The sequence below is a fragment of the Epibacterium ulvae genome, from assembly GCF_018678075.1.
Lineage (GTDB): Bacteria > Pseudomonadota > Alphaproteobacteria > Rhodobacterales > Rhodobacteraceae > Epibacterium > Epibacterium ulvae_A.
On record NZ_JAHHIR010000096.1, the window covers coordinates 1 to 24,666 of the forward strand.

21 protein-coding genes, 1 tRNA gene and 1 pseudogene are annotated in these 24,666 nt (G+C 57.0%); 12 read left to right on the plus strand and 11 right to left on the minus strand.

The features are described from left to right. A pseudogene (locus tag KMP13_RS18710) lies at positions 1-220 on the plus strand (IS481 family transposase); the annotation flags it as partial. A gap of 50 nt (positions 221-270) precedes the next feature. On the opposite strand, the gene KMP13_RS18715 reads toward KMP13_RS18710, so the two are convergent. Then, positions 271-357 (minus strand) — tRNA-Leu (locus KMP13_RS18715). 209 nt (positions 358-566) lie between these two features. On the opposite strand from KMP13_RS18715, the gene KMP13_RS18720 reads away from it, so the two are divergent. Then, a complete protein-coding gene (locus tag KMP13_RS18720; RefSeq protein ID WP_215267495.1) occupies positions 567-1,556 on the plus strand; it encodes a complex I NDUFA9 subunit family protein in 990 nt (329 codons plus the stop codon). A 60-nt stretch (positions 1,557-1,616) separates the two neighbouring features. On the opposite strand, the gene KMP13_RS18725 is transcribed toward KMP13_RS18720, so the two are convergent. Then, on the minus strand, positions 1,617-2,423 hold the full coding sequence (locus KMP13_RS18725) for an undecaprenyl-diphosphate phosphatase (protein WP_215267497.1): 807 nt from the start codon (positions 2,421-2,423) through the stop codon (positions 1,617-1,619). A gap of 235 nt (positions 2,424-2,658) precedes the next feature. Here KMP13_RS18725 and KMP13_RS18730 point away from each other — a divergent pair, with 235 nt between their 5' ends. The 6 genes from KMP13_RS18730 (at position 2,659) to KMP13_RS18755 (ending at position 13,464) form a co-directional block, all read left to right on the plus strand. Beyond that, positions 2,659-4,101, plus strand: coding sequence for an NAD(P)-dependent oxidoreductase (locus tag KMP13_RS18730; RefSeq protein WP_215267544.1), 1,443 nt, complete (start codon positions 2,659-2,661; stop codon positions 4,099-4,101). A gap of 75 nt (positions 4,102-4,176) precedes the next feature. Beyond that, positions 4,177-8,709, plus strand: coding sequence for a glutamate synthase large subunit (gene gltB / locus KMP13_RS18735; RefSeq protein WP_215267498.1), 4,533 nt, complete (start codon positions 4,177-4,179; stop codon positions 8,707-8,709). A 109-nt stretch (positions 8,710-8,818) separates the two neighbouring features. Then, complete coding sequence (gene mtgA, locus KMP13_RS18740) at positions 8,819-9,553, plus strand: monofunctional biosynthetic peptidoglycan transglycosylase (protein ID WP_215267500.1); 735 nt, start codon at positions 8,819-8,821, stop codon at positions 9,551-9,553. Between the two features lie 64 nt (positions 9,554-9,617). Then, positions 9,618-10,283, plus strand: coding sequence for an FtsZ-binding protein FzlA (fzlA, locus tag KMP13_RS18745; RefSeq protein ID WP_215267502.1), 666 nt, complete (start codon positions 9,618-9,620; stop codon positions 10,281-10,283). 66 nt (positions 10,284-10,349) lie between these two features. Beyond that, on the plus strand, positions 10,350-11,393 hold the full coding sequence (gene queG / locus KMP13_RS18750) for a tRNA epoxyqueuosine(34) reductase QueG (RefSeq protein WP_215267504.1): 1,044 nt from the start codon (positions 10,350-10,352) through the stop codon (positions 11,391-11,393). A 70-nt stretch (positions 11,394-11,463) separates the two neighbouring features. Further along, complete coding sequence (locus tag KMP13_RS18755) at positions 11,464-13,464, plus strand: hydantoinase/oxoprolinase N-terminal domain-containing protein (protein ID WP_215267506.1); 2,001 nt, start codon at positions 11,464-11,466, stop codon at positions 13,462-13,464. A gap of 32 nt (positions 13,465-13,496) precedes the next feature. Here KMP13_RS18755 and msrA read toward each other — a convergent pair whose 3' ends face one another. The 5 genes from msrA to ade form a co-directional block, all read right to left on the minus strand. After that, the gene (gene msrA, locus KMP13_RS18760) at positions 13,497-14,012 is read right to left on the minus strand and encodes a peptide-methionine (S)-S-oxide reductase MsrA (protein WP_215267508.1); all 516 of its coding nucleotides are present in this window, start codon (positions 14,010-14,012) and stop codon (positions 13,497-13,499) included. After that, complete coding sequence (msrB, locus tag KMP13_RS18765) at positions 14,013-14,456, minus strand: peptide-methionine (R)-S-oxide reductase MsrB (RefSeq protein WP_215267510.1); 444 nt, start codon at positions 14,454-14,456, stop codon at positions 14,013-14,015. 197 nt (positions 14,457-14,653) lie between these two features. Then, the gene (locus tag KMP13_RS18770) at positions 14,654-14,947 is read right to left on the minus strand and encodes an HU family DNA-binding protein (protein WP_215267512.1); all 294 of its coding nucleotides are present in this window, start codon (positions 14,945-14,947) and stop codon (positions 14,654-14,656) included. A gap of 142 nt (positions 14,948-15,089) precedes the next feature. Continuing rightward, a complete protein-coding gene (locus tag KMP13_RS18775) occupies positions 15,090-16,553 on the minus strand; it encodes an AMP nucleosidase (RefSeq protein WP_215267513.1) in 1,464 nt (487 codons plus the stop codon). Further along, a complete protein-coding gene (ade, locus tag KMP13_RS18780) occupies positions 16,550-18,352 on the minus strand; it encodes an adenine deaminase (protein ID WP_215267515.1) in 1,803 nt (600 codons plus the stop codon). Before ade ends, KMP13_RS18775 begins: the two co-directional genes overlap by 4 nt. A gap of 89 nt (positions 18,353-18,441) precedes the next feature. Between ade and arsC the strand changes: the two genes are divergently transcribed. From arsC to KMP13_RS18800, 4 genes are all read left to right on the plus strand, one after another. Continuing rightward, on the plus strand, positions 18,442-18,867 hold the full coding sequence (gene arsC / locus KMP13_RS18785) for an arsenate reductase (glutaredoxin) (RefSeq protein WP_215267517.1): 426 nt from the start codon (positions 18,442-18,444) through the stop codon (positions 18,865-18,867). A 173-nt stretch (positions 18,868-19,040) separates the two neighbouring features. Beyond that, on the plus strand, positions 19,041-19,328 hold the full coding sequence (locus KMP13_RS18790) for a SelT/SelW/SelH family protein (protein ID WP_215267519.1): 288 nt from the start codon (positions 19,041-19,043) through the stop codon (positions 19,326-19,328). A 52-nt stretch (positions 19,329-19,380) separates the two neighbouring features. Continuing rightward, complete coding sequence (locus KMP13_RS18795) at positions 19,381-20,205, plus strand: SDR family oxidoreductase (RefSeq protein ID WP_215267520.1); 825 nt, start codon at positions 19,381-19,383, stop codon at positions 20,203-20,205. Between the two features lie 156 nt (positions 20,206-20,361). Then, positions 20,362-20,577, plus strand: a complete 216-nt coding sequence (locus KMP13_RS18800; protein WP_215267522.1) for a tautomerase family protein — start codon at positions 20,362-20,364, stop codon at positions 20,575-20,577. 31 nt (positions 20,578-20,608) lie between these two features. On the opposite strand, the gene dxs is transcribed toward KMP13_RS18800, so the two are convergent. The 4 genes from dxs to KMP13_RS18820 are packed head-to-tail and all read right to left on the minus strand — an operon-like array spanning position 20,609 to position 24,610. After that, on the minus strand, positions 20,609-22,537 hold the full coding sequence (gene dxs, locus KMP13_RS18805) for a 1-deoxy-D-xylulose-5-phosphate synthase (RefSeq protein WP_215267523.1): 1,929 nt from the start codon (positions 22,535-22,537) through the stop codon (positions 20,609-20,611). A 28-nt stretch (positions 22,538-22,565) separates the two neighbouring features. Next, positions 22,566-23,435: a polyprenyl synthetase family protein gene (locus KMP13_RS18810; protein ID WP_215267525.1), complete on the minus strand. Its 870-nt coding sequence runs from the start codon at positions 23,433-23,435 to the stop codon at positions 22,566-22,568. Between the two features lie 3 nt (positions 23,436-23,438). After that, complete coding sequence (locus tag KMP13_RS18815; protein WP_215267527.1) at positions 23,439-23,687, minus strand: exodeoxyribonuclease VII small subunit; 249 nt, start codon at positions 23,685-23,687, stop codon at positions 23,439-23,441. Continuing rightward, a complete protein-coding gene (locus KMP13_RS18820) occupies positions 23,687-24,610 on the minus strand; it encodes a histone deacetylase family protein (protein WP_215267529.1) in 924 nt (307 codons plus the stop codon). The genes KMP13_RS18815 and KMP13_RS18820 overlap by 1 nt, the downstream gene beginning before the upstream one ends. Positions 24,611-24,666 lie beyond the last annotated feature (56 nt).

The following is a 24,666-nucleotide window of genomic DNA, read 5'->3' on the forward strand; positions in this document are numbered from 1 at the left end:
AGCGGATGAACCGCACGATCAAGGAGGCGACAGTGAAGCGAGACCACTACGACAGCCACGAACACATCTCGGCGACTTCATGGCTGCCGACACCCTTGCCCGCAGACACAAAACGCGCAGCAGCCTCACGCCCTGCGAAAACATCTGCAAAATCTGGACTTCCGAGCCAGATCAATTCATCATCGACCCGATCCACCAGATGCCGGGACTGAACAAGTAGTTGCGTTTTGCACGATGGGTGAAGAGGGCAGGGACATTCTTGGGGAATTCTGGTGCCCAGAAGAGGACTCGAACCTCCACGTCCATAAGGACACTAGCACCTGAAGCTAGCGCGTCTACCAATTCCGCCATCTGGGCACAGATGTCGTGAAGCGGGCGTATAAGGGGAGACGTTGGGGAGGTCAAACGGAATTTTGACGATTTTGGAAAATACTCAGATGGAGATGGGCGAACAGTGAAATGATGTGGTTTGCCCTCAATTGGCTGCATTCATTTTCGTTTTGCGCCTTGTTCCAAAGGTCTGAGAGCGATAAATCAGATCCATAGCTAGAATTGGGAGCCAACTGATGTCCAAACTGGTCACGATCTACGGTGGGTCCGGCTTTGTGGGCCGTTATATTGCGCGACGCATGGCCAAAGAAGGCTGGCGTGTTCGTGTTGCGGTGCGCCGTCCGAATGAAGCAATGTTTGTTAAACCCTATGGCGTTCCCGGCCAGGTTGAACCGGTGTTGTGCAATATTCGCGATGACGCCTCGGTTGCTTCTGTCATGGAAGGTGCTGATGCGGTTGTGAACTGTGTTGGCGTCCTTAATGGCCTCGGCAAGAACACGTTTGAAGCGGTTCACGCAGATGGCGCCGAACGGGTCGCACGTATCTCAGCCGAGCAAGGTGTTGCGCGTTTTGTGCACATGTCAGCCATTGGTGCGGATGCGGAAAGCGCAAGCGAGTATGCGCGCACCAAAGCCGAAGGCGAGGCTGGTGTGCTCAAACATCGTGCAGATGCCGTGATCCTGCGCCCGTCGGTTGTCTTTGGCACCGAGGATGAATTTTTCAACCGTTTTGCTGGAATGGCGCGGATGTCTCCCGTTTTGCCGATCGCAGGCGGTTCGACCAAATTCCAACCTGTATTTGCCGATGACGTCGCCAAGGCGGCAGTTTCTGGCGCATTGGGACAGGCTGAGGCTGGAACGTACGATCTTGGCGGGCCTGAGGTGAAAACCTTCCGCGCCTTGATGCAGCAGATGTTGGGTGTCATTCACCGCCGTGCCATCATCGTGTCGCTTCCTGGTTTTGCTGCCCGTCTGATGGCCTTTGGGTGCGACCTGGTTCAAAAAGTGACCTGCCAGCTGATCGAGAACAAGATGCTGACGGCTGATCAGGTGAAAAACCTCAAGTCCGACAATGTTGTCGCAGAAGATGCAAAAGGCTTTGCCGATCTTGGTATTCGCCCTGTTACACTGGCATCGGTGCTGCCCACGTACCTGTGGAAGTTCCGCCCGTCGGGTCAATATGATGAAATGGTTGGCTCTGCGCAAAATTTGCGCGGCGATATCTGATACAGCGATCCAGACCGGATTTCAAAAGGCGCCACGCGGCGCCTTTTTTTTTGTTTGGGCTCAGGCGCTATAGGCGATGACCAGCAGGACCACGCCAAGAATGATCCGGTAAATCACATAAGGTGTGAAGCTGACACTGCGCAGCAGGCGCATCATAAGGGTGAGCGCGAGGAGAGCCGAGGCAAAGGCAAGCCCCGCCGCAATCGCCGCATCGCGCATAACGCCTGTGTTGGCTTCAACGGCCATCTCTGCCCCCAGCAGCAGTCCTGAGGCCAAGATGGTCGGAATGGACATCAGCATGGCGATCCGCGCGCCTTCTTCGCGGGTATAGCCGAGTTGTCGCGCACCGGTGATCGTAATGCCCGAACGTGACGTGCCGGGGATTAGGGCAAGCATTTGCCACAGGCCTAGGATAACCGCGTCCTTTACACCCCAGTCGCCGATGTCTTTGCGCGTGGGTCCCCATTGGTCCGCAATATAGAGAACAATGCCAAAGCCAAGCATGGTCCAGCCGATAACCGTCATCGATCGCAGCGCATCGCTTAGACCGGTGAAATGCAGGAAGGCGCCAAATAGGACTGTGGGGATCGTCGCGATGATCAGCCCCAGTGCGAGCTTTGCGCCGGGCGTGTCAACTTTACCGCGGGCGAGCGTGCCAAGCCCGATCACCCCGCCGCGTACATCGCTCCAGAAATAGAGGACGACGGCAAAGAGCGTGCCGACGTGAACAGCTACATCAATCAGCTGCCCTTGGTCGTCCAGGCCAGTGAGTTCAGGCAGAAGAATCAGGTGGCCGGATGATGAGATTGGCAGGAATTCGGTAAGACCCTGGATAATCGCAACAATAAAGAGGTGAAACAATGACATGGGGAGTCCTGTCGGTACTGAGTTCATACATACTGTGTAATCTGTCTATAAGTCATTGTGATGAAAAGAAAGTCCATCAAGTAGTTCCGATTCGGACCTAAAAACTCTGTACATCGTCCGGAATCTAGGTATGACCAGAGAAACGGCAGGCCATTTAGGTCAGCATGATTTACCAATAACCGCTATGCTCAAATACACCCGGTGTAGGGGCTAGCCAAAAATGGAGTTCTTAGCTGTGGCCAAGCAACCGATGCTCAAATTTGTGCAAGTCGACCGCGACATGCCCGAAAAGAGAACCGCAGATGTACGCAAGGAAGATTTCGACGAAATCTATGCTGAGTTCGCTGCTGCAAAAGCCGAAGAACAGTCGAGCCGCTGCAGCCAGTGCGGTGTGCCTTATTGTCAGTCGCATTGCCCGTTGCACAATAATATCCCAGATTGGCTGCGCTTGACCGCGACAGGTCGTCTGGAAGAGGCTTATGTGACCAGCCAGGCCACCAATACCTTCCCCGAGATCTGTGGCCGTATTTGCCCACAGGACCGTTTGTGCGAAGGCAATTGTGTGATCGAACAGTCCGGCCACGGCACTGTTACCATTGGCGCGGTTGAGAAATACATCACCGACACGGCGTGGGAAAAGGGCTGGGTGAAACCAGCGGCACCTATGGCGGAACGTTCTGAATCTGTTGGTATCATCGGTGCGGGCCCCGGCGGTCTGGCCGCGGCAGACATGCTGCGCAAGGCCGGTGTTCAGGTCACTGTGTACGACCGTTACGATCGTGCGGGTGGTCTGCTGACCTACGGTATTCCCGGCTTTAAGCTGGAAAAAGACGTTGTAATGCGCCGCAACAAGCTGCTGGAAGACGGCGGCGTGACCTTTGTTATGAACTGCAACATCGGTGAGGATATCTCTTTCGAAGAGATCCGCGCAAAACATGATGCCGTGGTCATCGCAACCGGCGTGTACAAGTCCCGCGATCTGGCGATGCCAGGTTCCGGCGCGACAGGTATCGTCAAAGCGATCGACTTTTTGACCGTTTCAAACAAAGCGTCGAACTTTGGCGATAGCATCCCGGAATTCGAGGACGGCACCCTGAATGCGGCCGGTAAGAATGTGGTTGTGATCGGTGGCGGCGACACCGCCATGGACTGTGTCAGGACCTCGATCCGCCAAGGTGCGACCTCGGTCAAATGTCTTTACCGTCGTGACAAGGCGAACATGCCTGGCTCGCAGCGCGAAGTGCAAAACGCCGAAGAAGAAGGTGTGATCTTTGAATGGCTGTCCGCGCCCAAAGGCTTTGCCGACAAGGATGGCAAGGTATCCGGTGTGATGGTGCAGCGCATGCGTTTGGGCCAACCCGATGCCTCTGGACGTCAAGCACCGGAAGTGATCGAAGGCGCAGATTACGTCGAAGACGCAGATATCGTAATCCAAGCGCTTGGCTTTGAGCCAGAAGACCTGCCGACGCTTTGGGATCAACCCGATCTGCCGGTCACACGGTGGGGTACGGTAAAGGCCGAATTTCAGACCGGTGCGACCGAGATGGACGGTGTTTATGCGGTGGGTGACATCGTACGCGGCGCGTCGCTGGTGGTTTGGGCTATCAAGGACGGTCGTGATTGCGCCGATGCAATCCTTGAGCGGTTCAACGCAAGTTCTGCCGTCGCAGCCGAGTAACTTCGAAAAAATTCCAACAGCGGCTTGAGCGCCCCCGCAAGGGCGAGGCGCCGCCGCCTGAGAAAGGATATGAATATGACCAAATATGATGCAGATTGGGTCCGCGCAGAAGAAGCCAAGCGTAAGTGGATGGCTGAAAACGGGCTGTATTCCGAAGACGAAGAGCATTCCTCCTGTGGTGTTGGCCTTGTGGTCTCCATTGACGGCAAGAAGAGCCGCAACGTGGTTGCCGCCGGCATCGAAGCGCTGAAAGCGATCTGGCACCGTGGCGCGGTAGACGCTGATGGCATGACCGGTGATGGCGCGGGCATCCACGTGCAGATCCCGGAAGCTTTCTTTTACGACCAGATCGAACGTACCGGCCACAAGCCGCACAAAGACGAACAAGTCGCGGTTGGTCAGGTCTTCCTGCCACGGACCGATTTTGGTGCACAGGAAACCTGCCGGACTATCGTCGAAAGCGAAGTTCTGCGCATGGGCTATTACATCTATGGCTGGCGCCATGTGCCGGTGGATGTGTCGTGCCTGGGTGACAAAGCCAATGCGACTCGTCCTGAGATCGAGCAGATCCTGATTTCGAACTCCAAAGGCGTCGACGAAGAGACATTTGAACGCGAGCTCTATGTCATCCGCCGCCGCATCGAAAAAGCGGCTGCTGCTGCGCAAGTTGGAGAGCTGTATATCGCCTCGCTGTCGTGCCGGTCGATCATCTACAAAGGCATGATGCTGGCGGAACAGGTTGCGGTTTTCTATCCCGACCTGATGGACGAACGTTTTGAATCCGCGTTTGCGCTTTATCACCAGCGTTATTCCACCAACACATTCCCACAGTGGTGGCTGGCACAACCGTTCCGCATGTTGGCCCACAACGGTGAGATCAACACGCTGAAGGGCAACCTGAACTGGATGAAAAGCCACGAGATCCGTATGGCCTCGGCATCGTTCGGTGACTACGCGGAAGACATCAAGCCGATTGTGGCGTCGGGTTCTTCCGATTCCGCCGCGCTCGATTCCGTGTTCGAGGTTCTGGTGCGTGCAGGCCGTTCTGCGCCCATGGCGAAAACCATGCTGGTGCCCGAAAGCTGGTCGAAACAGGCGTTGGAATTGCCACAAGCTTGGCGTGACATGTATTCCTATTGCAACTCTGTGATGGAACCTTGGGATGGTCCAGCTGCGTTGGCGATGACCGACGGTCGCTGGGTCTGTGCAGGTCTGGATCGCAACGGCCTGCGTCCGATGCGTTATGTCGTGACCGGAGATGGCTTGGTCATTGCGGGTTCCGAAACTGGCATGGTGACCATCGACGAATCCAACGTGGTGGAAAAAGGCGCGCTTGGCCCTGGTCAGATGCTGGCCGTGGACATGAAAAAGGGCAAGCTGTTCCACGACACCGAGATCAAAGGCAAACTGGCGCGTGCACTGCCGTTTGGCGAATGGGTCGAGAAAATCAACGACGTCGACCAAGCGCTGGCCGAAGTCACCGAAAAACCGCTGTTCCAAGGCGAAGAACTGCGTCGCCGTCAGGTTGCTGCCGGTTACACCATTGAAGAGCTGGAACAAATCCTGTCGCCAATGGCCGAAGACGGCAAGGAAAGTCTGGCGTCGATGGGGGATGACACCCCGTCTGCGGTTCTGTCCAAAATGTACCGCCCGCTGAGCCACTTCTTCCGCCAGAACTTTAGCCAGGTGACCAATCCGCCAATCGATTCGTTGCGTGAATTCCGCGTGATGTCGCTCAAGACTCGTTTTGGTAACTTGAAAAACGTGCTGGACGAAGACAGCTCGCAGACCGAAATTATCGTGCTCGAAAGCCCGTTTGTGGGCAACGCGCAGTGGTCTGAGCTGGTAGAGCAGTTCAATGCGCCCCTAGTTGAAATCGACTGTACCTTCGAAGAAGGTCAAGGCGCGTTGAACGCAGGCCTCGCCCGTATCCGCGCCGAAGCCGAAGAGGCCGTGCGCTCGGGTGCCGGTCATATCGTTCTGACCGATCAGCATTCCGGTAACGGCAAAATTGCCATGCCGATGATACTGGCGACCTCGGCTGTACACTCGCATCTGACCCGCCAAGGTCTGCGGACTTTCTGCTCGCTGAACGTGCGTGCCGGAGAATGCATTGACCCGCATTACTTTGCGGTTCTGATCGGCAGTGGTGCGACGGTTGTGAACGCCTATCTGGCGGAAGATTCGCTGTCGGATCGGATCGAACGTGGTCTGCTGGACGGTAGCCTGACGGAAAACGTCGCGCGCTATCGCGAAGCCATTGACCAAGGTCTTTTGAAGATCATGGCCAAGATGGGCATTTCGGTTATCTCCTCCTATCGTGGGGGCCTGAACTTTGAAGCCGTTGGTCTGAGCCGTGCGATGGTTGCGGAATACTTCCCCGGCATGATCTCGCGTATCTCGGGCATTGGTATCCACGGGATCCAAAAGAAAGCCGAAGAGATCCACATCAAAGGTTGGGCCACGGCAGAGGGTGTCTTGCCCATCGGTGGCTTCTACAAGGCGCGTAAATCTGGCGAAACCCACGCGTGGGAAGCGACTAGCATGCATATGATGCAGATGGCGTGTAATCGGGCGTCGTTTGAGCTGTGGAAGCAATATTCCAACAAGATGCAGTCGAACCCGCCAATCCATTTGCGGGATCTTCTGAACATCAAACCCTTGGGTGAGCCGATTGCCATCGAAGAGGTGGAATCGATCACCTCGATCCGCAAACGCTTTGTTACGCCGGGCATGTCCCTGGGGGCTTTGTCGCCCGAGGCGCATAAGACGTTGAACGTTGCAATGAACCGTATCGGCGCCAAGTCGGATTCGGGTGAGGGCGGTGAAGATCCGGCGCATTTCCACCCAGAACCCAATGGCGACAACCCATCTGCCAAGATCAAACAGGTGGCATCGGGTCGGTTTGGCGTAACCGCGGAATATCTGAACCAGTGCGAAGAGTTGGAAATCAAGGTCGCGCAGGGTGCAAAACCCGGCGAAGGTGGCCAGCTGCCCGGCATGAAGGTCACCGACCTGATCGCCCGTCTGCGTCACTCCACCAAAGGCGTGACCCTGATTTCACCTCCACCGCACCACGATATCTACTCGATCGAGGATCTGGCGCAGCTGATCTACGACCTGAAGCAGATCAACCCGCGCTGTAAGGTAACCGTGAAACTGGTGGCGTCTTCTGGCGTGGGCACCATTGCGGCAGGTGTTGCCAAGGCAAAGGCCGACGTGATCCTGATTTCGGGCCACAATGGTGGCACCGGTGCGTCGCCTGCGACCTCGATCAAATACTGTGGCTTGCCATGGGAAATGGGTCTGACCGAAGCGCATCAGGTTCTTGCGATGAACAACCTGCGCAGCCGCGTCACCCTGCGGACCGATGGTGGCCTGCGCACAGGGCGTGACATCGTCATGGCGGCGATGATGGGTGCCGAGGAATACGGCATCGGCACCGCCGCGTTGATCGCGATGGGTTGTATCATGGTGCGTCAGTGCCAGTCGAACACCTGCCCGGTTGGCGTTTGTACCCAAGACGAAGAACTGCGTGGCAAGTTCACCGGCAACGCGGACAAGGTTGTGAACCTCATTACCTTCTACGCGCAGGAAGTGCGGGAAATCCTTGCGTCGATCGGCGCACGCTCCTTGGACGACGTGATCGGTCGGGCTGATCTGCTGGCGCAGGTCTCTCGTGGCTCGGCGCATCTGGATGATTTGGACCTCAATCCGATGCTGATCACCGTCGATGGCGCGCATGACATCGTCTATAACCGTGACAAGGAGCGCAACGCTGTTCCGGACACGCTGGACGCTGAAATCGTGCAGGACGCTGCGCGCTTCCTGAAAGACGGTGAGAAGATGCAGCTGTCTTATGCAGTTCAAAACACGCATCGGACCGTGGGCACCCGGACCTCCAGCCACATCGTGCAGAACTTTGGTATGCGTAATACTCTGCAGCCCGACCACCTGACCGTCAAACTGCAGGGGTCTGCCGGCCAATCTTTGGGTGCCTTTGCAGCTCCGGGTTTGAAACTGGAAGTGTCCGGCGATGCCAACGACTATGTCGGCAAAGGTCTGTCTGGCGGCACAATCACCGTACGCCCTCCACAAGTGAGCCCATTGGCCGCAAGTGAGAACACAATTGTCGGAAATACCGTATTGTACGGTGCGACCGACGGTTATCTGTTCGCTGCAGGACGCGCAGGTGAGCGTTTTGGGGTGCGGAACTCTGGTGCCAAAGTGGTCGTAGAAGGCTGCGGATCGAACGGTTGTGAATATATGACCGGCGGTATCGCAGTGATCCTCGGCTCGATCGGTGCCAACTTTGGTGCGGGTATGACAGGCGGTATGGCGTATCTTTACGATCCAGAAGCAGAAGCCGACCCAATGATGAACATGGAATCTCTGGTCGTGTGCCAGGTCACCGTGGCGCATTGGGAAGGTGAGCTGAAGGCGCTGATCGAACAACATCTAAAAGAGACCGGCAGCCGCAAAGCCGCTGAAATCCTGCAAAACTGGGACAATGAAAAATTCAACTTCCTCCAGGTTTGCCCAAAAGAAATGCTGAACAAACTGCCGCAGCCTTTGTCGCTCGAAGACAAGGTAATCCCGGCTGAATAATAGAAATTAACTGATCCCCAACTGGACCCGCAGGCGGAACACCTGCGGGTTATTTTTTATCCAGAATCTCCTCTTGGAGCTCTGTGACCGACTGCCGTATAGAGAAGACATGGCAAGTCGGGCAAAAAGCACAAAAACCTCTGCAAAGAGCAAGACAGGCAAGCGACGGTTTCGACCGATTGCGTGGCTACGCCGTTGGATTTTGCGCAGCCTTCTGATCGCGATTGCGACTGTCACATCGCTTGCGTTGCTCTATTCCGTGGTCAATCCACCCATCACCCATACAATTTGGTCCGAAAAACGCCGCCTGGGTGATGTGGACCGCGAATGGGTGCCCATCGAACATATCAGCCCGGTTCTGGTGCGATCCGTTGTGGCGGCCGAAGATGCAAATTATTGCCTTCATTGGGGTTTTGATCTCGAGGCGATTCAATCGGCACTGCAAGACGGCGGTCAACGCGGCGGCTCCAGCCTGTCGCAGCAAGTGGTCAAGAATGTCTTTTTGTGGCAGCATCGCAGCTGGTTCCGCAAAGCGCTTGAGACGTTGCTCACGCCCATGGTCGAGGCCGTTTGGACTAAACGGCGGATCCTTGAAGTCTACCTCAACGTGGCTGAGACCGACGAAGGCGTATTTGGCGTTGAGGCCGGTGCCCGGCGATATTTTGGCAAAGGTCCGGATGAGCTTTCGGCGCGCGAGGCGTCGTTGTTGGCGGCTGTGCTGCCAAATCCAAAAGGGCGATCCGCAGCAAAACCGACGGCTGGGCTTGTAAAACGAGCAGCGCGAATTGCCGATGGTGCGGCCACGATCCGCGCGGATGGCCGTTCCGCGTGTTTCGAGGATTGAATCTTCCGTCAGTATTGGGCATCTGTGGAGGGGTTCTCATATCTTATTTTTGGAGTCTGCTTAGGTGGCCCGCCTCTATCACGTTCCGCTCTCCCCCTTTTGTCGTAAGGTCCGTCTGTCTTTGGCGGAAAAGAAGATTGAAGTTGAACTGATCGAAGAACGCTACTGGGAGCAGGATCCAGATTTTCTGCGACGCAACCCGGCTGCCAAGGTCCCGGTGCTGCGTCTGGATGGAAAGATCCTGACCGAAAGCGCGGCCATCTGCGAATACATCGAAGAAACGCGCCCCGAGCCTGCGTTGATGCCAAGCGACCCTGACACCCGCGTTGAGGTTCGACGCTTGGTCGGCTGGTTCGATGATAAATTCCATAATGAGGTCACCTCGAAACTGCTCTATGAGCGGGTCAACAAAAAGGTCACCGGCGAAGGTTACCCCGACAGCAAGAACGTCAAAGCAGGTGCCAAGGCGATCAAATACCACCTGGACTACATGGCCTGGTTGTTGGACCATCGGCGTTGGCTGGCCGGCGATAAGATGACGCTGGCCGATTTTGCTGCCGCCGCCCATTTGTCGTCGCTGGACTATATCTCTGATGTGGATTGGAACCGGTCTGCCATCGTGAAGGATTGGTACGCCAAGATAAAGTCGCGTCCGGCGTTTCGGTCCATCCTGGCAGATCAGATCTCGGGATTTCGCCCGCCGGTCCATTACGCCGATCTCGATTTCTGATAGAGTTGCGGGAAGCGCCGTTTTGGGCTGCTTCACCCCATTCCTATCGAGAGTGCGCCTGACCCGATGACAGACTTGGCAGAATTTAAGGCCCGCTTGGTTCAACAGGCCATCGCAGAAGGTTTTGTCTCCTGCCGGATTTGTCGTCCGTGGGATGTCCCAGAAGTTGCAGACCGCCTAGCGGTGTTTGTTGAGCACGGGTTTCACGGGCAAATGGGATGGATGGCGGAGCGCCAGAATTGGCGTGGAGATCCCGCCCAGCTGTGGCCAGAGGCGAAGTCTGTCATCATGCTAGCCGAAAGCTACACACCGGATGAGAACCCGATGGCAGCGGTTGCCCGCACAGACCATGGCGCGATTTCGGTCTATGCGCGGAACAAGGACTATCATGACTTGGTCAAAAAACGCCTGAAACGTTTGGCGCGCTGGCTGATTGCTGAGACGAGTGCGCAGACCGAGGTGAAGGTTTTTGTGGACACCGCCCCGGTTCCGGAAAAGCCGCTGGCACAGGCAGCCGGACTTGGCTGGCAGGGAAAACATACCAATCTGGTCAGCCGGGACTTTGGCAATTGGGTCTTTTTAGGCTCTGTTTTTACAACGCTGGACTTACCGGTGGATCCCCCTGAACCGGATCATTGCGGATCCTGCCGGTCGTGTCTGACAGCGTGCCCAACAGATGCCTTCCCAGCCCCGTATCAGATGGATGCGCGTCGGTGCATTTCCTATCTGACGATCGAGCACAAAGGCCCGATCGACGCTGAGCTGCGCCCGTTGTTGGGAAACCGAATTTACGGATGTGATGACTGTCTTGCGGCCTGTCCCTGGAACAAATTCGCTGTCGCCGCGAGCGATATGCGGTATGCCGCACGCGATGACCTTGACGCGCCACCCTTGGCGGACCTGGCGCGTCTCGATGATGCAGCATTCCGGAGCGTTTTTTCAGGATCACCGATCAAACGCATTGGTCGCGACCGTTTTGTACGCAATGTCCTGTACGCCATTGGCAACAGTGAAAACCCAGCGCTTACTCAAGTTGCGCAGGCGCTGTGCGACGATGATGATCCTTCGGTGGCTGATGCTGCGAAATGGGCGGTGGACCGGCTCAGTTGACGGTTCTGGACAAGACATGTCGCCCAGGATCGCTATTCCCGCAAGGACACAATGAAAGAGGAAAGCAGCGATGGGGCTGGCGTTAGGCGTAGACACAGGCGGTACCTACACGGACGTTGTTCTGGTGCGCGATGAGGTTGAGGTCGTTGCCTCAGCCAAAGCGTTAACGACCCGGCAGGATCTGGCCATTGGGATCGGATCCGCGGTTGAGGCTGTACTAAGCCAGTCAGGCACCAAACCCGCTGGCATCGGCCTTGCATCCCTGTCGACCACCTTGGCCACCAATGCTTTGGTTGAGGGGCAGGGCGGACGGGTAGCGCTGGTTTATGTCGGGTTCGATGAGAGCGATTTGGAGCGGCATGGTTTGGCCGATGCTCTTGCCGGTGATCCTGTCGCCTGTATCGGCGGCGGTCATACCCACAGTGGCACAGAGGCCGCAGCGCTGGATCTGGAAGCGCTCGATACGTTTCTTGAGACAACGGCAGCGGATGTATCAGCCTTTGCCGTGGCGTCTCTCTTCTCCACCCGCAACCCAAGTCATGAACAACTGGTGGCCGAACGTATTCGCCAGCGCAGCCAAAAGCCGGTGACATGCTCCTACCAGCTGTCGGCCAAATTGAACGGCCCCAAGCGCGCCGTGACTGCCGTGTTGAACGCGCGGTTGATCGGGATGATTGACGCCTTGATTGGCCGGGCTGAGGATACATTGCGCAGACTTGGTGTTGAGGCTCCGATGATGGTTGTCCGTGGCGACGGTGCCTTGATGAGCGGTGCAGAGGCTCGCCGCCGCCCGATTGAAACCATCCTCAGCGGCCCTGCGGCGTCGATTGTGGGTGCCAGTTGGCTCACGGGTGCGCAGGACGCCATTGTCAGCGATATCGGCGGCACAACAACCGACGTGGCCCTGATCCGCGATGGCAAACCGGCGCTTGATTCACAGGGCGCGCGGGTCGGGCAACACCGCACCATGGTCGAGGCTGTTGCCATGCGGACAACGGGCTTGGGCGGTGATAGTCAGGTGCATGTCAAAGCCAGCGGATTGACCGGCGGTGTGGTGCTTGGGCCCAAACGGGTCGTGCCCGTCTCACTGATGGCGATGGATGCGCCCGACACCGTGCATCGCGCGTTGGACTTGGCTATGAGCGCACCGTTGGTCACGGAATTGGATGGCCGTTTCGTACGACGCATCAAAGGCGTCCCGACGTCTGGTTTGGCTCTACGAGATCAGGCGTTGCTGGATCGCCTCTCAGAGGGTGTTGAACCCCTTTCGGCAGTGTTGAAAACACGGATGGAACACGGCGCGCTCAATCGATTGTGGGAGCGCGGGGTAGTACAGCTCGCCGGGGTTACACCGACCGACGCAAGCCATGTCTTGGGGCAACAGGCAAGCTGGGATGTGGCTGCCGCTGAAAAAGCATTGACGCTTCTGGCAAAACGACGGATCGGCACTGGTGAACCCCTGGCAAAAGACGCAGTCCACCTAGCGCAGATGATTGTCGATCAGCTGACAACGCAGACAGTTTCTGCGCTGTTAGAGACTGTTTTCAGCGAGGATCCCGGATTTGATACCCCGGCGGAAAACCTTGTTGATCACCCGCTGATCCAGCGTGCGTTGGCAGGGCACCGTGGCTTGATCGCCCTGGATGCTGCGATAAACGTGGATGTTGTTGGGTTGGGTGCCTCCGCCGCAACCTATTATCCGGCCGTTGGCGACCGTTTGAATCTGCCCGTGTTGCTGCCAGAGCATGCAGAGGTGGCCAATGCAATTGGAGCTGTCGTGGGACGTCTGTCAGAGCGGCTTCAAGGACACGTCACCGCCCCAAGCGAGGGCCTGTTCCGTGTCCACTTTGAGAGTGGCCCACAGGATTTCCGATCCAAGGAGGAGGCATTGTCCGTGCTTGAGCAAACCCTGTCGGAACATGCGCGTCAGACCATTGAACGGGCAGGCGCTGTGGATGTCACTGTAACGACCGCGCGGGATATACGCTCAACCCAGGTGGAAAACCGCGAAGTCTTTGTTGAAGCAGAAATCTCGGTAGAGGCCACCGGACGGCCGCGTATTGCGGCATAGCTGGGGGCCAATAAAGCCCCCACCAAGCCGTGTTAGGCTGCGTCCACGGTGCGTTTGGGCAGGACCCAATCGGGACGGGGAAAATGGCAGGTGTAGCCATTTGGAATGCGCTGCAGATAACCTTGGTGCTCTGGCTCAGCTTCCCAGAAATCGCTGACGGGTTCGACTTCGGTGACAACCTTGCCGGGCCAAATACCCGAGGCGTCGACGTCGGCGATCGTATGGGTCGCGATTTCTTTTTGCGTTTCGTCGACATAATAGATGGCCGACCGATAGCTCATACCAACATCATTACCCTGACGGTTGACCGTCGTTGGATCGTGAATTTGAAAGAAAAGCTCTAGCAAGGCGCGAAAGCTGGTCTTGCTAGGGTCAAACTGAATTTCGATCGCCTCAGCGTGGGTCCCATGGTTTCTGTAGGTCGCATTGGGCACGTCGCCGCCAGTGTATCCCACGCGGGTTGAGATGACGCCTGGTCGGGTGCGGATCAATTCCTGCATGCCCCAAAAGCACCCACCCGCCAAAACTGCACGTTCAGAATGGTTCATTTAGACCTCCACTTGATTGATGTAGTCGCCGTATCCTTCGGCTTCCATGTCGTTCAGATGCACAAACCGCAGCGACGCCGAATTGATGCAATACCGCAGCCCGCCTCTGTCTTGGGGACCATCCGGAAAGACATGGCCAAGGTGACTGTCGCCATGGGTGGACCGCACCTCGGTGCGGATCATGCCGTGGCTCATGTCCTTCAACTCTTGCACATAGGCGGGCTCAACCGGCTTGGTAAAACTGGGCCAGCCGCAGCCGGATTCATATTTGTCAGACGACGCAAAAAGCGGCTCGCCAGATACGATATCAACATAGATACCCGGTTCTTTGTTCGCCAGCAGCTTGCCGGTGCCCGGGCGTTCGGTGCCCGATTTCTGGGTCACATAGAATTCTTCTTCCGACAGTTGCGCGATGGCGTCGGGGTTTTTGGTGTAGTCCGTCATAGCGTCTCTCGTTCTGTGACCTTCGATCTGAAGATGGTGTGCCGCAGGGCAGTTTCAAAGAAAAAACGCAATGCGACGCTGTTTCCCGATGTCCCGTGCCGCAATCGTGAAGAACTTCGATCACATAAATACGGCGCGCAATGAAAAAGGGCCGCTCATGGAGCGACCCTTTGAATGCCGTGACGACAGCTTCGTGATCAGGCTTCGCCGTTCACGCTGTCTTTCAGAGCTTTGGCGATGGTCATTTTCACAACTTTGTCCGCCTCTTTCATGAATTTCTCACCGGTTGCCGGGTTGCGCACTTCGCGCTCCGGACGCTCGCGGCAGTAGATCTTGCCAACGCCAGGCAAAGTCACAGCGCCACCGCCGGATACTTCGCGAGTGATGAGATCACAGACTGCTTCGAGCGCTGTACCTGCGGTTTTCTTGTCGCTGCCCATTTCGTCGGCCAGCGCGGCAACCAGTTGTGTTTTGGTCATCGGTTTGGACATTATTAATTCTCCTTACGACTGCCCGATTTGTAGGGCCTCATCGCAGAATACTACCGGTATGTTGTGGTTAAACACAACGGATAGACACCCAAAACAAAGGGGTTTCAGCGATTTTTCGTCGAAACTCGATGCTTTTTCAGGGTCAAAGAAAGGCGGTTTCGTCGAAAGAACGCAATTTTCGACTGTGCAACCGTTCCAGCGGCATGCCTCGCAGTGCTTCCATAGCCCGTATACCAATTTGCAGATGGCGCGAAACCTGTGTTTTGTAGAAATCTGACGCCATGCCCGGCAGTTTTAATTCCCCGTGCAGAGGCTTGTCCGACACACACAGAAGCGTCCCATAAGGAACCCGGAACCGGTACCCATTGGCCGCGATCGTCGCACTTTCCATATCCAATGCGACGGCACGCGACTGGCTGAGACGTTGAACCGGGCCCGATTGGTCGCGCAACTCCCAGTTGCGGTTGTCGATCGTCGCAACAGTGCCTGTCCGCATCACACGTTTCAGGTCGTAGCCTTCGAGCTGGGTGACATCCGCGACCGCTTGTTCCAATGCAACTTGGATTTCCGCCAACGCCGGGATTGGAGTCCAAATCGGTAGATCATCGTCCAGGACGTGGTCTTCACGCAGGTAGGCGTGGGCCAGTACAAAGTCGCCAAGGGCCTGGGTGTTCCGCAAGCCCGCGCAGTGACCCACCATCAACCAGGCATGGGGACGCAAAACGGCAATATGGTCGGTCGCTGTTTTTGCATTGGACGGGCCGACGCCGATGTTGACCAAGGTGATGCCGTGCCCATCCGCACGTTTCAGGTGATAGGTCGGCATCTGAGGCATTTTTGCGCTGGCCGGGATCTCAGCCGTTGGGTCAGAGATCTCATGGTTGCCGGTGCTGACAAAACTTGTGTAGCCGGATTTCGGGTCGGCCAGCATCTCACGTGCGTAGGCTTCAAATTCGGAAACATAGAACTGGTAGTTGGTGAAGAGCACGTGGTTCTGGAAATGCTCCGCATCGGTGGCGGTGTAATGCGACAATCGCGCCAGCGAATAATCTACCCGTTGCGCAGTGAATAGGGCCAAGGGCCCCACATCATCCGGCGCCGTATAGGTGCCATTCACAATGTCATCGTTGGTGGTGGCAAGGTCCGGAACATCAAACGTATCCCGCAGTGAAAACCCGGCCGCCCCGTCCTGTGGCACCGTGATGTCATCGCGATTGGCAACGGCAAAATGCACCGGAATAGGCGTGTCCGAAAACCCAATCTCGACCGGTTGCCCGTGGTTCTTGACCAACAATTGGATCTGCTGAACCAGATAACTTCGGAACAAATCTGGACGGGTAATCGTGCTGGCATAGGCTCCAGGGGCCGAGACATGACCAAAGCTCAGCCGACTGTCGACCCGGGTAAAGGACGGATTGACGAAGCGAATTTCTGGGTAGAACGCCCGGAAATGCACATCGCCCTTGGGGCCGTTAAGCATGACATCGGCAAAGGCGTTGCTCAGAAAATCTGTCGCGCATTCATAAAGCTCGACCAGACGCTGTACCGCAGCCTCGGCATCCGTGTATTTTTCGTGGGACGGCGCAGTTGGTGTCTTCAGCGTCATTTAAAACCTTCGATTACTGGAATTTTCTTGAATTGGGTGACATCCACAAGGCTAAGGTCGGAGATGCGGATTTCCGGGATCACGACCAGGGCCAACAGCGAATGCTGCATATAGGCGTTGTTAAGGTTGCATCCGCAGGCCTCCATCGCCTCAACAATTTTTTGCGCTTTGGCGGCGACCTCGATTGCGGGCTGATCAGACATCAATCCAGCAATCGGCAGTTCAACCAGCGCCAGCTCTGCGCCATCGCGGAAGATCGTTATGCCGCCGCCCACCTCAGCCAGGCGATTGGCTGCCAGGGCCATTTGCGCGCGGTCTGTGCCGACGACAATCATATGGTGGCTGTCGTGGGCCACGGTGGATGCCATCGCCATGTTGCCGGTGTAGCCAAAGCCCGAGACAAAGGCGTTGGTAACCCCGCCAGTGCCGCGATGCCGTTCGACCAAGGCGATCTGACATACATCACCGGCCCCTTCGGCCAGCCCATCAACCACCGGAAGCTCGGCCTTTAAAGCCTTGGTCGGGGCTTGGTTCTCGACCACGCCGATGACATTGGCGGTCACGGTATTTGCGCCGTCTGGTGCCCGGATTTCAAAGTCTCGCGCTTGCAATGTATGGCCCAGGTGAATGGTGCCGCGTGCGTGGTCTGGCCAATCCAGATGCGGGCAATCGACATTGATAGAGCCTGAATCCGCAACAATCTGACCACGGGCCATTACCAGTTCAATGGGCAGTTCGCTCAGATCCGACGTTAGGATGACATCAGCCCTCCGTCCCGGTGTCAGCGAGCCCAGCTCGCGCTCCAGTCCGAAATGGGTTGCGGTGTTGATGGTGGCCATCTGCAGTGCGGCCAGCGGGTCGCAGCCACATGTGATGGCGTGACGCACAACGCGGTTCATATGGCCATCATTCACCAGCGTGCCGGAATGGCAATCATCGGTGCACAGAATGAAGGAGCGGTTATCCAGCCCTTTTTCCGTAACGGCAGTAATTTGGCTTTCTACGTCATACCATGCCGAGCCAAGGCGCATCATGGCGCGCATACCTTGGCGGGTTCGCGCGATCGCGTCCGCCTCGCTGGTGCCTTCGTGGTCGTCAGCCGGGCCGCCCGCAACATATGCGGCGAAATCGGGCCCTAGGTTCGGTGAGGCATAGTGCCCGCCGACGGTTTTATTGGCGCGCTGGGCGGCTGCAATCTCGGCAAGCATTTTCGGGTCGGCATTTGCGACACCGGGGAAGTTCATCATTTCCCCCAGGCCAATGATACCCGGCCAAGCCATCGCCTCGGCCACATCGTCGGGTGTGATTTCGAACCCGGTCGTCTCTAACCCGGACGCGGATGGGGCGCAGCTTGGCATTTGCGTGTAGATATTGACGGGCTGCATCAGCGCCTCGTCATGCATCAACCGCACACCTTCGAGGCCCATAACATTGGCGATCTCATGCGGGTCGGTGAACATTGTTGTCGTTCCGTGGGGAATGACAGCGCGCGCAAATTCGGCTGGCGTCAACATGCCGCTTTCGATGTGCATATGGGCATCGCACAGGCCGGGGATCATAAACCGGCCCTTGGCCTCGATCACCTCAGTCTCTGGACCGCAGCAATAGGATGCATCCGTGCCAACATAGGCGATGCGTCCACATTTGATTGCAATGTCGTGGTCGGGCAGGACTTCGCGGGTGTGTACATTCACCCATTGTCCGCCGCGGATTACGGTATCAGCGGGTGTGCGGCCGGCGGCCACCTCGATCAGCTGTGCGGCGACGTCGGGCCAACTCGGGAACAGGTTCTCTGACATGCGGTATGTTCGTATGTTTGCGCCACTAAGTTCAAGCGTAACTTATCCTGTTTCATCAAAAGGTCATGCAATAATAGGACGAAAGTCCCATGGATATCGTCATTCACCACAACCCCGCCTGCGGCACGTCGCGCAATGTGTTGCAATTGATCAAAGACGCCAGTTATGAGCCGACCGTCGTGGAATACATTAAAACTGGTTGGACGCGGCCTCAGGTGCTGGCTTTGTTTGCGGCGGCGGGTCTGACGCCCCGGCAGGCATTGCGCACCACCAAATCTCCGGCCGAGGAGCTGGGTTTGCTTGATCCAAGCGTGCCGGATGAGGTGCTTCTTGACCACATGATGGACCATCCCGTTTTGGTCAACCGACCGATTGTTGCTTGTAAGAACGGTGTCAAACTGTGTCGTCCGTCCGGGGCTGTTTTGGATTTTCTGGACAATTGGCCCCAAGGTCCGTGGGCCAAAGAAGACGGCACCGTCTTGATCGATGCAGAGGGCAACCGCGTTCCAGAATGATTTGCGGCCCGGATCGATCACGGGCATGATGCCCGAATGGATGGCGATACATTAGATGCAGACAGATTTGACCGGTTTTTGCGTGGGGACGGTCGGTGCCTGGTGGTGCGTGATGTCGTCAATGGCTCTGAGCCGTCCAAAAGACTGATAATCACGCATGCGGGAGACCCGGAATGACCGCCGAGCGCCAACCGATTGTTACGATTTCTTACTGTATTGGCTGCAACTGGCTGCTGCGGGCGTCCTGGATGGGGCAAGAGCTTTTGTCTACGTTCCAATCGCAATTGGGCGGCGTGACGTTGGTGCCCAGTGACATCGGTGGAACCTATGAGATTTGCGTGGGTGACACAGTCCTGTGGGAACGCAAGCGCGACGGTGGGTTCCCGGATGTCAAAGAGCTCAAATCCCGGGTGCGTGATCATATCGCGCCCGAGCAGGATCTTGGGCATTTGGATCGCTAAGAAACTGCGTTTGGCGCTTGTCATGGTGACGGTGTGACCGCATCTATAGGTCATGAATAAAACTTTGCTTTGTCTGGGCTTTGGCTATTCCGCACGCGCATTGGCGCGACGGCTGGCTCCCGAAGGATGGCGCGTTCTTGGCACCAGCCGGGAAGGCCAATTGGTCGATGGTGTTCAAACTATAAAATGGCCGGGCAGCCCCCTGCCACTGGACGGCGTGACACATGTGTTGTCGTCTATCGCTCCATCCGAGGGGGGTGATCCCGTTTTGCAGTGTTTGATGGACCAACTGGGCGGCCAAAACCTTGACTGGGTCGGCTATCTGTCGACAACGGCGGTCTATGGTGATCATGGTGGAGCCTGGGTGGATGAGCGCACCGAGCTTGCGCCCAGCACCACACGTGGCCATTGGCGGGTGGCGGCCGAGCGTGCGTGGCAGGCCAGTGAACTGCCGGTGCATGTGTTTCGTCTGGCGGGGATATACGGTCCGGGGCGCGGTCCCTTTGCCAAGGTGAAATCCGGTCAGGCGCGCCGGATCATCAAACCGGATCAAGTGTTTTCGCGGATCCACGTGGAAGACATTGCGCAGGTTCTGACCGCATCACTCGCACGTCCTAACCCGGGCGCAGTTTACAATCTGTGCGATGACATTCCCGCGCCGCCACAAGATGTCATTGGTTTCGCGGCTGAACTTCTTGGGCAGCCATTGCCACCTGTTGTCGATTTTGATGAGGCTGAGATGTCCCCCATGGCGCGCAGTTTCTATGCTGAGAACAAGCGTGTGCGAAACGACCGGATCAAGACGGAACTGGGGGTCGAGCTGCTTTACCCGGATTACCGCAGCGGTCTAGAGGCATTGGCCAAGTTGGAAGATTAGGCTTCGACCGCATCACGTATTCGTAACCTATATGATACTTATTTATAGGTTACATAAATCCATCACCAGCTTATCTATGTTTAGCCGGTTACGTTTTCCTTGTTCGCAATGAAGACGTGACCGTCGTTTAACGTGAGCCAACTGTCAGGTGGAACCATGCCCCTTATCGAAGTCAAAGTATTCAAAGACGAACTGAACGCGGAGCAATCCCAGGAACTGATCGCCAAAATCACGGATGCCGTCACCGAGGTCACAAGCGAGAAACTGCGCGATGTGACCTGGGTGGTGATTGAAGAGGTCAAAGACGGCCAATGGGGCGTCGGCGGCAAAGCGCTGGGCCTGCCGGATGTCAAAGCGATGATGTCGAGCTAATCTATAGCCCCCCTGCACACAGCAGGGGGTATTAGCCGCGCCGTGCGGCAAGGTCGACGATACCAAGCACGTCCAGAACTTTTGCCTCGATCTGGTCCGCGTTCATGGCGGCCACGTCATACATATCCTTGGGGCTGGCCTGGTCGATAAATGTGTCAGGCAGAACCATGGAACGGTATTTGAACCCGGCATCAAACACGCCTTCATCGGCCAAAAGCTGCGAGACATGGGAGCCAAAGCCACCAATGGCGCCCTCTTCGACGGTGATCATGGCCTCGTGGTGCGCGGCAAGATCAAGAATCATGTCGCGGTCCAACGGTTTGGCAAACCGCGCGTCTGCAATGGTTGGGGTGATGCCTTTTGCCGCCAAAGCCTCAGCCGCTTTTTGTACTTCGGACAACCGGGTTCCAAAGGACAGGATCGCAACCCGTGCGCCGGTTTGGATCATGCGACCCTTGCCAATTTCCAGCGCTTGCGGCTGTTCGGGTAGCTCAACACCAACACCTTCGCCGCGTGGATAGCGGAAGGCAATCGGACCCTCATCATAGTCTGCAGCGGTTTTGACCATATGGGCCAGCTCCGCCTCATCCGCTGCGGCCATCACGACCATTCCAGGCAGATTGGCCATGAACGCGACGTCAAATGAACCCGCATGTGTTGCCCCATCCGCGCCAACCAGACCCGCACGGTCGATGGCAAAGCGAACGGGTAGACGCTGGATCGCAACGTCATGCACGATCTGATCATAGCCTCGTTGCAGGAAGGTCGAATACATCGCGCAAAACGGTTTCATCCCGCCAGCCGCCAAGGCCGCGCTAAAGGTCACGCCGTGTTGTTCGGCAATGCCCACGTCAAAGGTGCGCGAGGGGTAACGCTCTGCCATCAAATTCAAGCCTGTGCCGTCGGGCATGGCAGCCGTCACGGCGCAGATTTTGTCATCCTTGGCCGCCAGTTGCACCAGCGTGTCCCCAAAGACCGAGGTATAGGACGGCGCGTTGGACGGAGTCTTCTTTTGTTTGCCCGTGACGACATCGAATTTCGCGGTCGCATGCCCTTTGTCGCGTGCCGCTTCGGCGGGGGCGTATCCTTTGCCCTTCTTGGTGAGCACATGGATCAAAACCGGCCCGGTGGCGCGGGATTTGACCGTTCTGAGGACCGGAAGCAACTGTTCCATATCATGGCCGTCGATGGGCCCGAGGTATGAGAACCCCAACGCCTCGAACATGGTGCCGCCAACCGCCATGCCTTTGAGCATCTCTTTCGCGCGTTTGGCCCCTTCGCGGAAGGGTTCCGGCAACAGAGACACCGCACCTTTGGCGACGGCTTTCAGATCGTGGAACGGTTCTTCGGCGTAGATGCGCGACAGATAGGACGACAAGGCCCCGACCGGTGGGGCAATCGACATCTCATTGTCGTTCAAGATCACGATCATCCGCTTGCCCAGATGGCCTGCATTGTTCATGGCCTCAAACGCCATGCCAGCCGACATCGAGCCATCGCCGATCACGGCAATCGCGTCACCGCTGCCTTCGGGAACAACCCCACCCAGATCATGCGCAACCGCAAAGCCAAGCGCCGCTGAAATCGACGTTGAACTATGCGCGGCGCCAAAGGGGTCATAGGGGCTTTCGCTGCGTTTGGTGAAACCGGACAGGCCGTCCTTCATCCGTAAGGTGCGGATACGGTCGCGCCGCTCGGTCAGGATCTTATGCGGGTAGCTTTGATGGGACACGTCCCAGATCAGTTTGTCCTTGGGCGTGTCGAACACCGTGTGCAGGGCGACTGTCAGCTCAACCACACCCAGACCCGCGCCAAGGTGACCGCCCGTTTCCGACACGGCAGAGATGGTTTCAGACCGTAGTTCTTGGGCAACCTGAGCAAGCTGTGCATCGCTCAATTGGTTCAGGTCCGCCGGGCGGTTGATCTGATCCAAGAGCGGTGTATTGGGCCGTTCCGACATGGTTGGCTGAGCTCCTCAGGGGTTCGAATTAGCTATCGCGCGCAATAACGAAACGCGCGGCTTGCTTCAAGGTTTCTGCGTCATCTCCATAGGGATGTAGTGCCGCAGAGGCTTCTTGCACCAATTCGTCCGCGCGCAATTTCGCCGCATCCAGGCCAAGCAGGGACACAAATGTTGCTTTGCCGGCGTTGGCATCCTTGCGCAGGGCCTTGCCGACTTTTTCGATGTCGCCTTCGACATCCAAGATGTCATCGGCAATTTGAAACGCGAGGCCAAGGGCGCGGGCATAGCGTTGCAGGGGCTCCGCGTCCTGACCTGCAAAGATCGCACCGGCTGTTGCCGACCATTCAATCAGGCAACCGGTCTTGCGCTGTTGCAGACGGGTGATTTGATCCAGGTCCAGTGGCTGCGCCGCGCTTTCGGCGGCGATGTCCAGCATTTGCCCCGACACCATACCATCCTTGCCCGCCGCCTTTGCCAAGCTCAGGATCAGAGGCAACGCATTTGGGCCGACAACAGGCTCTGAAAGCAGCTCAAAGGCAAACCCCTGCAGGCTGTCGCCTGCCAGAACGGCCATAGCCTCATTCCATTTGCGGTGAACCGTGGGTTGGCCACGACGGAGGTCGTCGTCGTCCATACAAGGAAGGTCGTCATGCACCAAGGAATAGGCATGCACGCATTCGATGGCCAATGCCGCGTTCAGCGCTGCGTCCTGTGAAACACCATGCAATCGCGCGCTTTCTAACACGAGAAAACCGCGCAGCATTTTGCCGCCCGCAATTGCGTAACGCATCGCAGCATGCAGATCATCACCGCCCCTAAGACGGGTTTCCGCATAGGCAGAGATCGTCATCTGTGCGCTTTTCAGCGCTGCGCCAAAGTCCACGGGGGCCGTCATGGGTTAGCCTGCGTCCAACGGTTGGGTTCCGGTCGGCGCGCCATTGGCGTCCAAGGTGATCGCTGCCACCTTTTCTTCGGCCCGTTTCAACTCGTCTTCGCAGCGTTTTTTCAATGCAGCACCGCGTTCGTACAGGGCGATAGATGCGTCCAGGGCCACATCACCGCGTTCCAGCTGGTCCACAACAGTCTCCAGCTCACGCATGGCCTGTTCAAAGCTCAACTCTTCGACGGGGATGGGGGTCTCGGTCATTATCCTGCCTTTATCAATTCGTCTACATGCGCCGATGTCGCGGCGGTCAGCGCGTTCAGATCATATCCGCCTTCCAGAGTCGAGACGATACGGCCACCGCAAACCTCCTGCGCGATTTTGCAGAGTTCCGCTGTGAGCCATCCGAAATCTGCGGTTGTCCAATTGAGGTTTGCAAGCGGGTCGTCCTGATGCGCATCAAAGCCGGCCGATAGGATGATCAGCTCTGGCTTGAACGCCAACAGGCGCGGAAAGGCGATGTTTTGAAACGCAGTGCGCATTTCAGCCGTTCCAGATTCGGGCGGCAGCGGCATGTTCAGGATCTGGCCATAGTTGCCATCTTCATCCGGGCGACCGGATCCCGGCCACAGCGGCATTTGCTGGGACGAGATGAAGAGCGCGCGTTTTTCGTCCCACAGGATGTCTTGGGTGCCGTTGCCATGATGGACGTCAAAGTCGACAACCGCGACCCGTTTCAGCCCGTGGTGATCCAACGCATGTTTGGCCGCCAATGCGGCATTTCCCAACAGACAAAACCCCATCGAGGTCTCGGTTTCTGCGTGGTGACCCGGCGGGCGAACGGCGGCAAAAGCGTTTTGGACATCACCGCCCAACACAAGGTCCACGGCGCGAACAGCCGCACCCGCTGCGCGGTAAGCTGCATCCAGAGATCCCGGAGACAAAAATGTATCCCCATCGATCTGCTTCAACCCTTCAAACGGCAGGTCATCGCGCAGATCATCCAGGTAGGATTTCGGGTGGATGCGCAGCAGGTCGTCTTCGGCGGCCATTGGTGCAGTGACACGTCGCAACTCTTTGCCTTCAAGCCCGTGCAACACATGCTCCAGTCGCGCCACCCGTTCCGGATGCCCATCCGGGGTCACATGGGACAAGCAATCGGCATGGGTGATCAATGCTGTGGTCAAAAGGACGCTCCATCTGCGTGTTCATGCGTACCGTAGATGGCTTGCTACAAGGGCTT

Bases quoted from the DNA above. Each gene is read 5' to 3' on its own strand.
- KMP13_RS18720 (WP_215267495.1), top strand. From the start codon at position 567: ATGTCCAAACTGGTCACGATCTACGGTGGGTCCGGCTTTGTGGGCCGT.
- KMP13_RS18725 (WP_215267497.1), bottom strand. From the start codon at position 2,423: ATGTCATTGTTTCACCTCTTTATTGTTGCGATTATCCAGGGTCTTACC.
- gltB (WP_215267498.1), top strand. From the start codon at position 4,177: ATGACCAAATATGATGCAGATTGGGTCCGCGCAGAAGAAGCCAAGCGT.
- mtgA (WP_215267500.1), top strand. From the start codon at position 8,819: ATGGCAAGTCGGGCAAAAAGCACAAAAACCTCTGCAAAGAGCAAGACA.
- queG (WP_215267504.1), top strand. From the start codon at position 10,350: ATGACAGACTTGGCAGAATTTAAGGCCCGCTTGGTTCAACAGGCCATC.
- KMP13_RS18755 (WP_215267506.1), top strand. From the start codon at position 11,464: ATGGGGCTGGCGTTAGGCGTAGACACAGGCGGTACCTACACGGACGTT.
- msrA (WP_215267508.1), bottom strand. From the start codon at position 14,012: ATGAACCATTCTGAACGTGCAGTTTTGGCGGGTGGGTGCTTTTGGGGC.
- msrB (WP_215267510.1), bottom strand. From the start codon at position 14,456: ATGACGGACTACACCAAAAACCCCGACGCCATCGCGCAACTGTCGGAA.
- KMP13_RS18770 (WP_215267512.1), bottom strand. From the start codon at position 14,947: ATGTCCAAACCGATGACCAAAACACAACTGGTTGCCGCGCTGGCCGAC.
- KMP13_RS18775 (WP_215267513.1), bottom strand. From the start codon at position 16,553: ATGACGCTGAAGACACCAACTGCGCCGTCCCACGAAAAATACACGGAT.
- ade (WP_215267515.1), bottom strand. From the start codon at position 18,352: ATGTCAGAGAACCTGTTCCCGAGTTGGCCCGACGTCGCCGCACAGCTG.
- arsC (WP_215267517.1), top strand. From the start codon at position 18,442: ATGGATATCGTCATTCACCACAACCCCGCCTGCGGCACGTCGCGCAAT.
- KMP13_RS18790 (WP_215267519.1), top strand. From the start codon at position 19,041: ATGACCGCCGAGCGCCAACCGATTGTTACGATTTCTTACTGTATTGGC.
- KMP13_RS18795 (WP_215267520.1), top strand. From the start codon at position 19,381: ATGAATAAAACTTTGCTTTGTCTGGGCTTTGGCTATTCCGCACGCGCA.
- KMP13_RS18800 (WP_215267522.1), top strand. From the start codon at position 20,362: ATGCCCCTTATCGAAGTCAAAGTATTCAAAGACGAACTGAACGCGGAG.
- dxs (WP_215267523.1), bottom strand. From the start codon at position 22,537: ATGTCGGAACGGCCCAATACACCGCTCTTGGATCAGATCAACCGCCCG.
- KMP13_RS18810 (WP_215267525.1), bottom strand. From the start codon at position 23,435: ATGACGGCCCCCGTGGACTTTGGCGCAGCGCTGAAAAGCGCACAGATG.
- KMP13_RS18815 (WP_215267527.1), bottom strand. From the start codon at position 23,687: ATGACCGAGACCCCCATCCCCGTCGAAGAGTTGAGCTTTGAACAGGCC.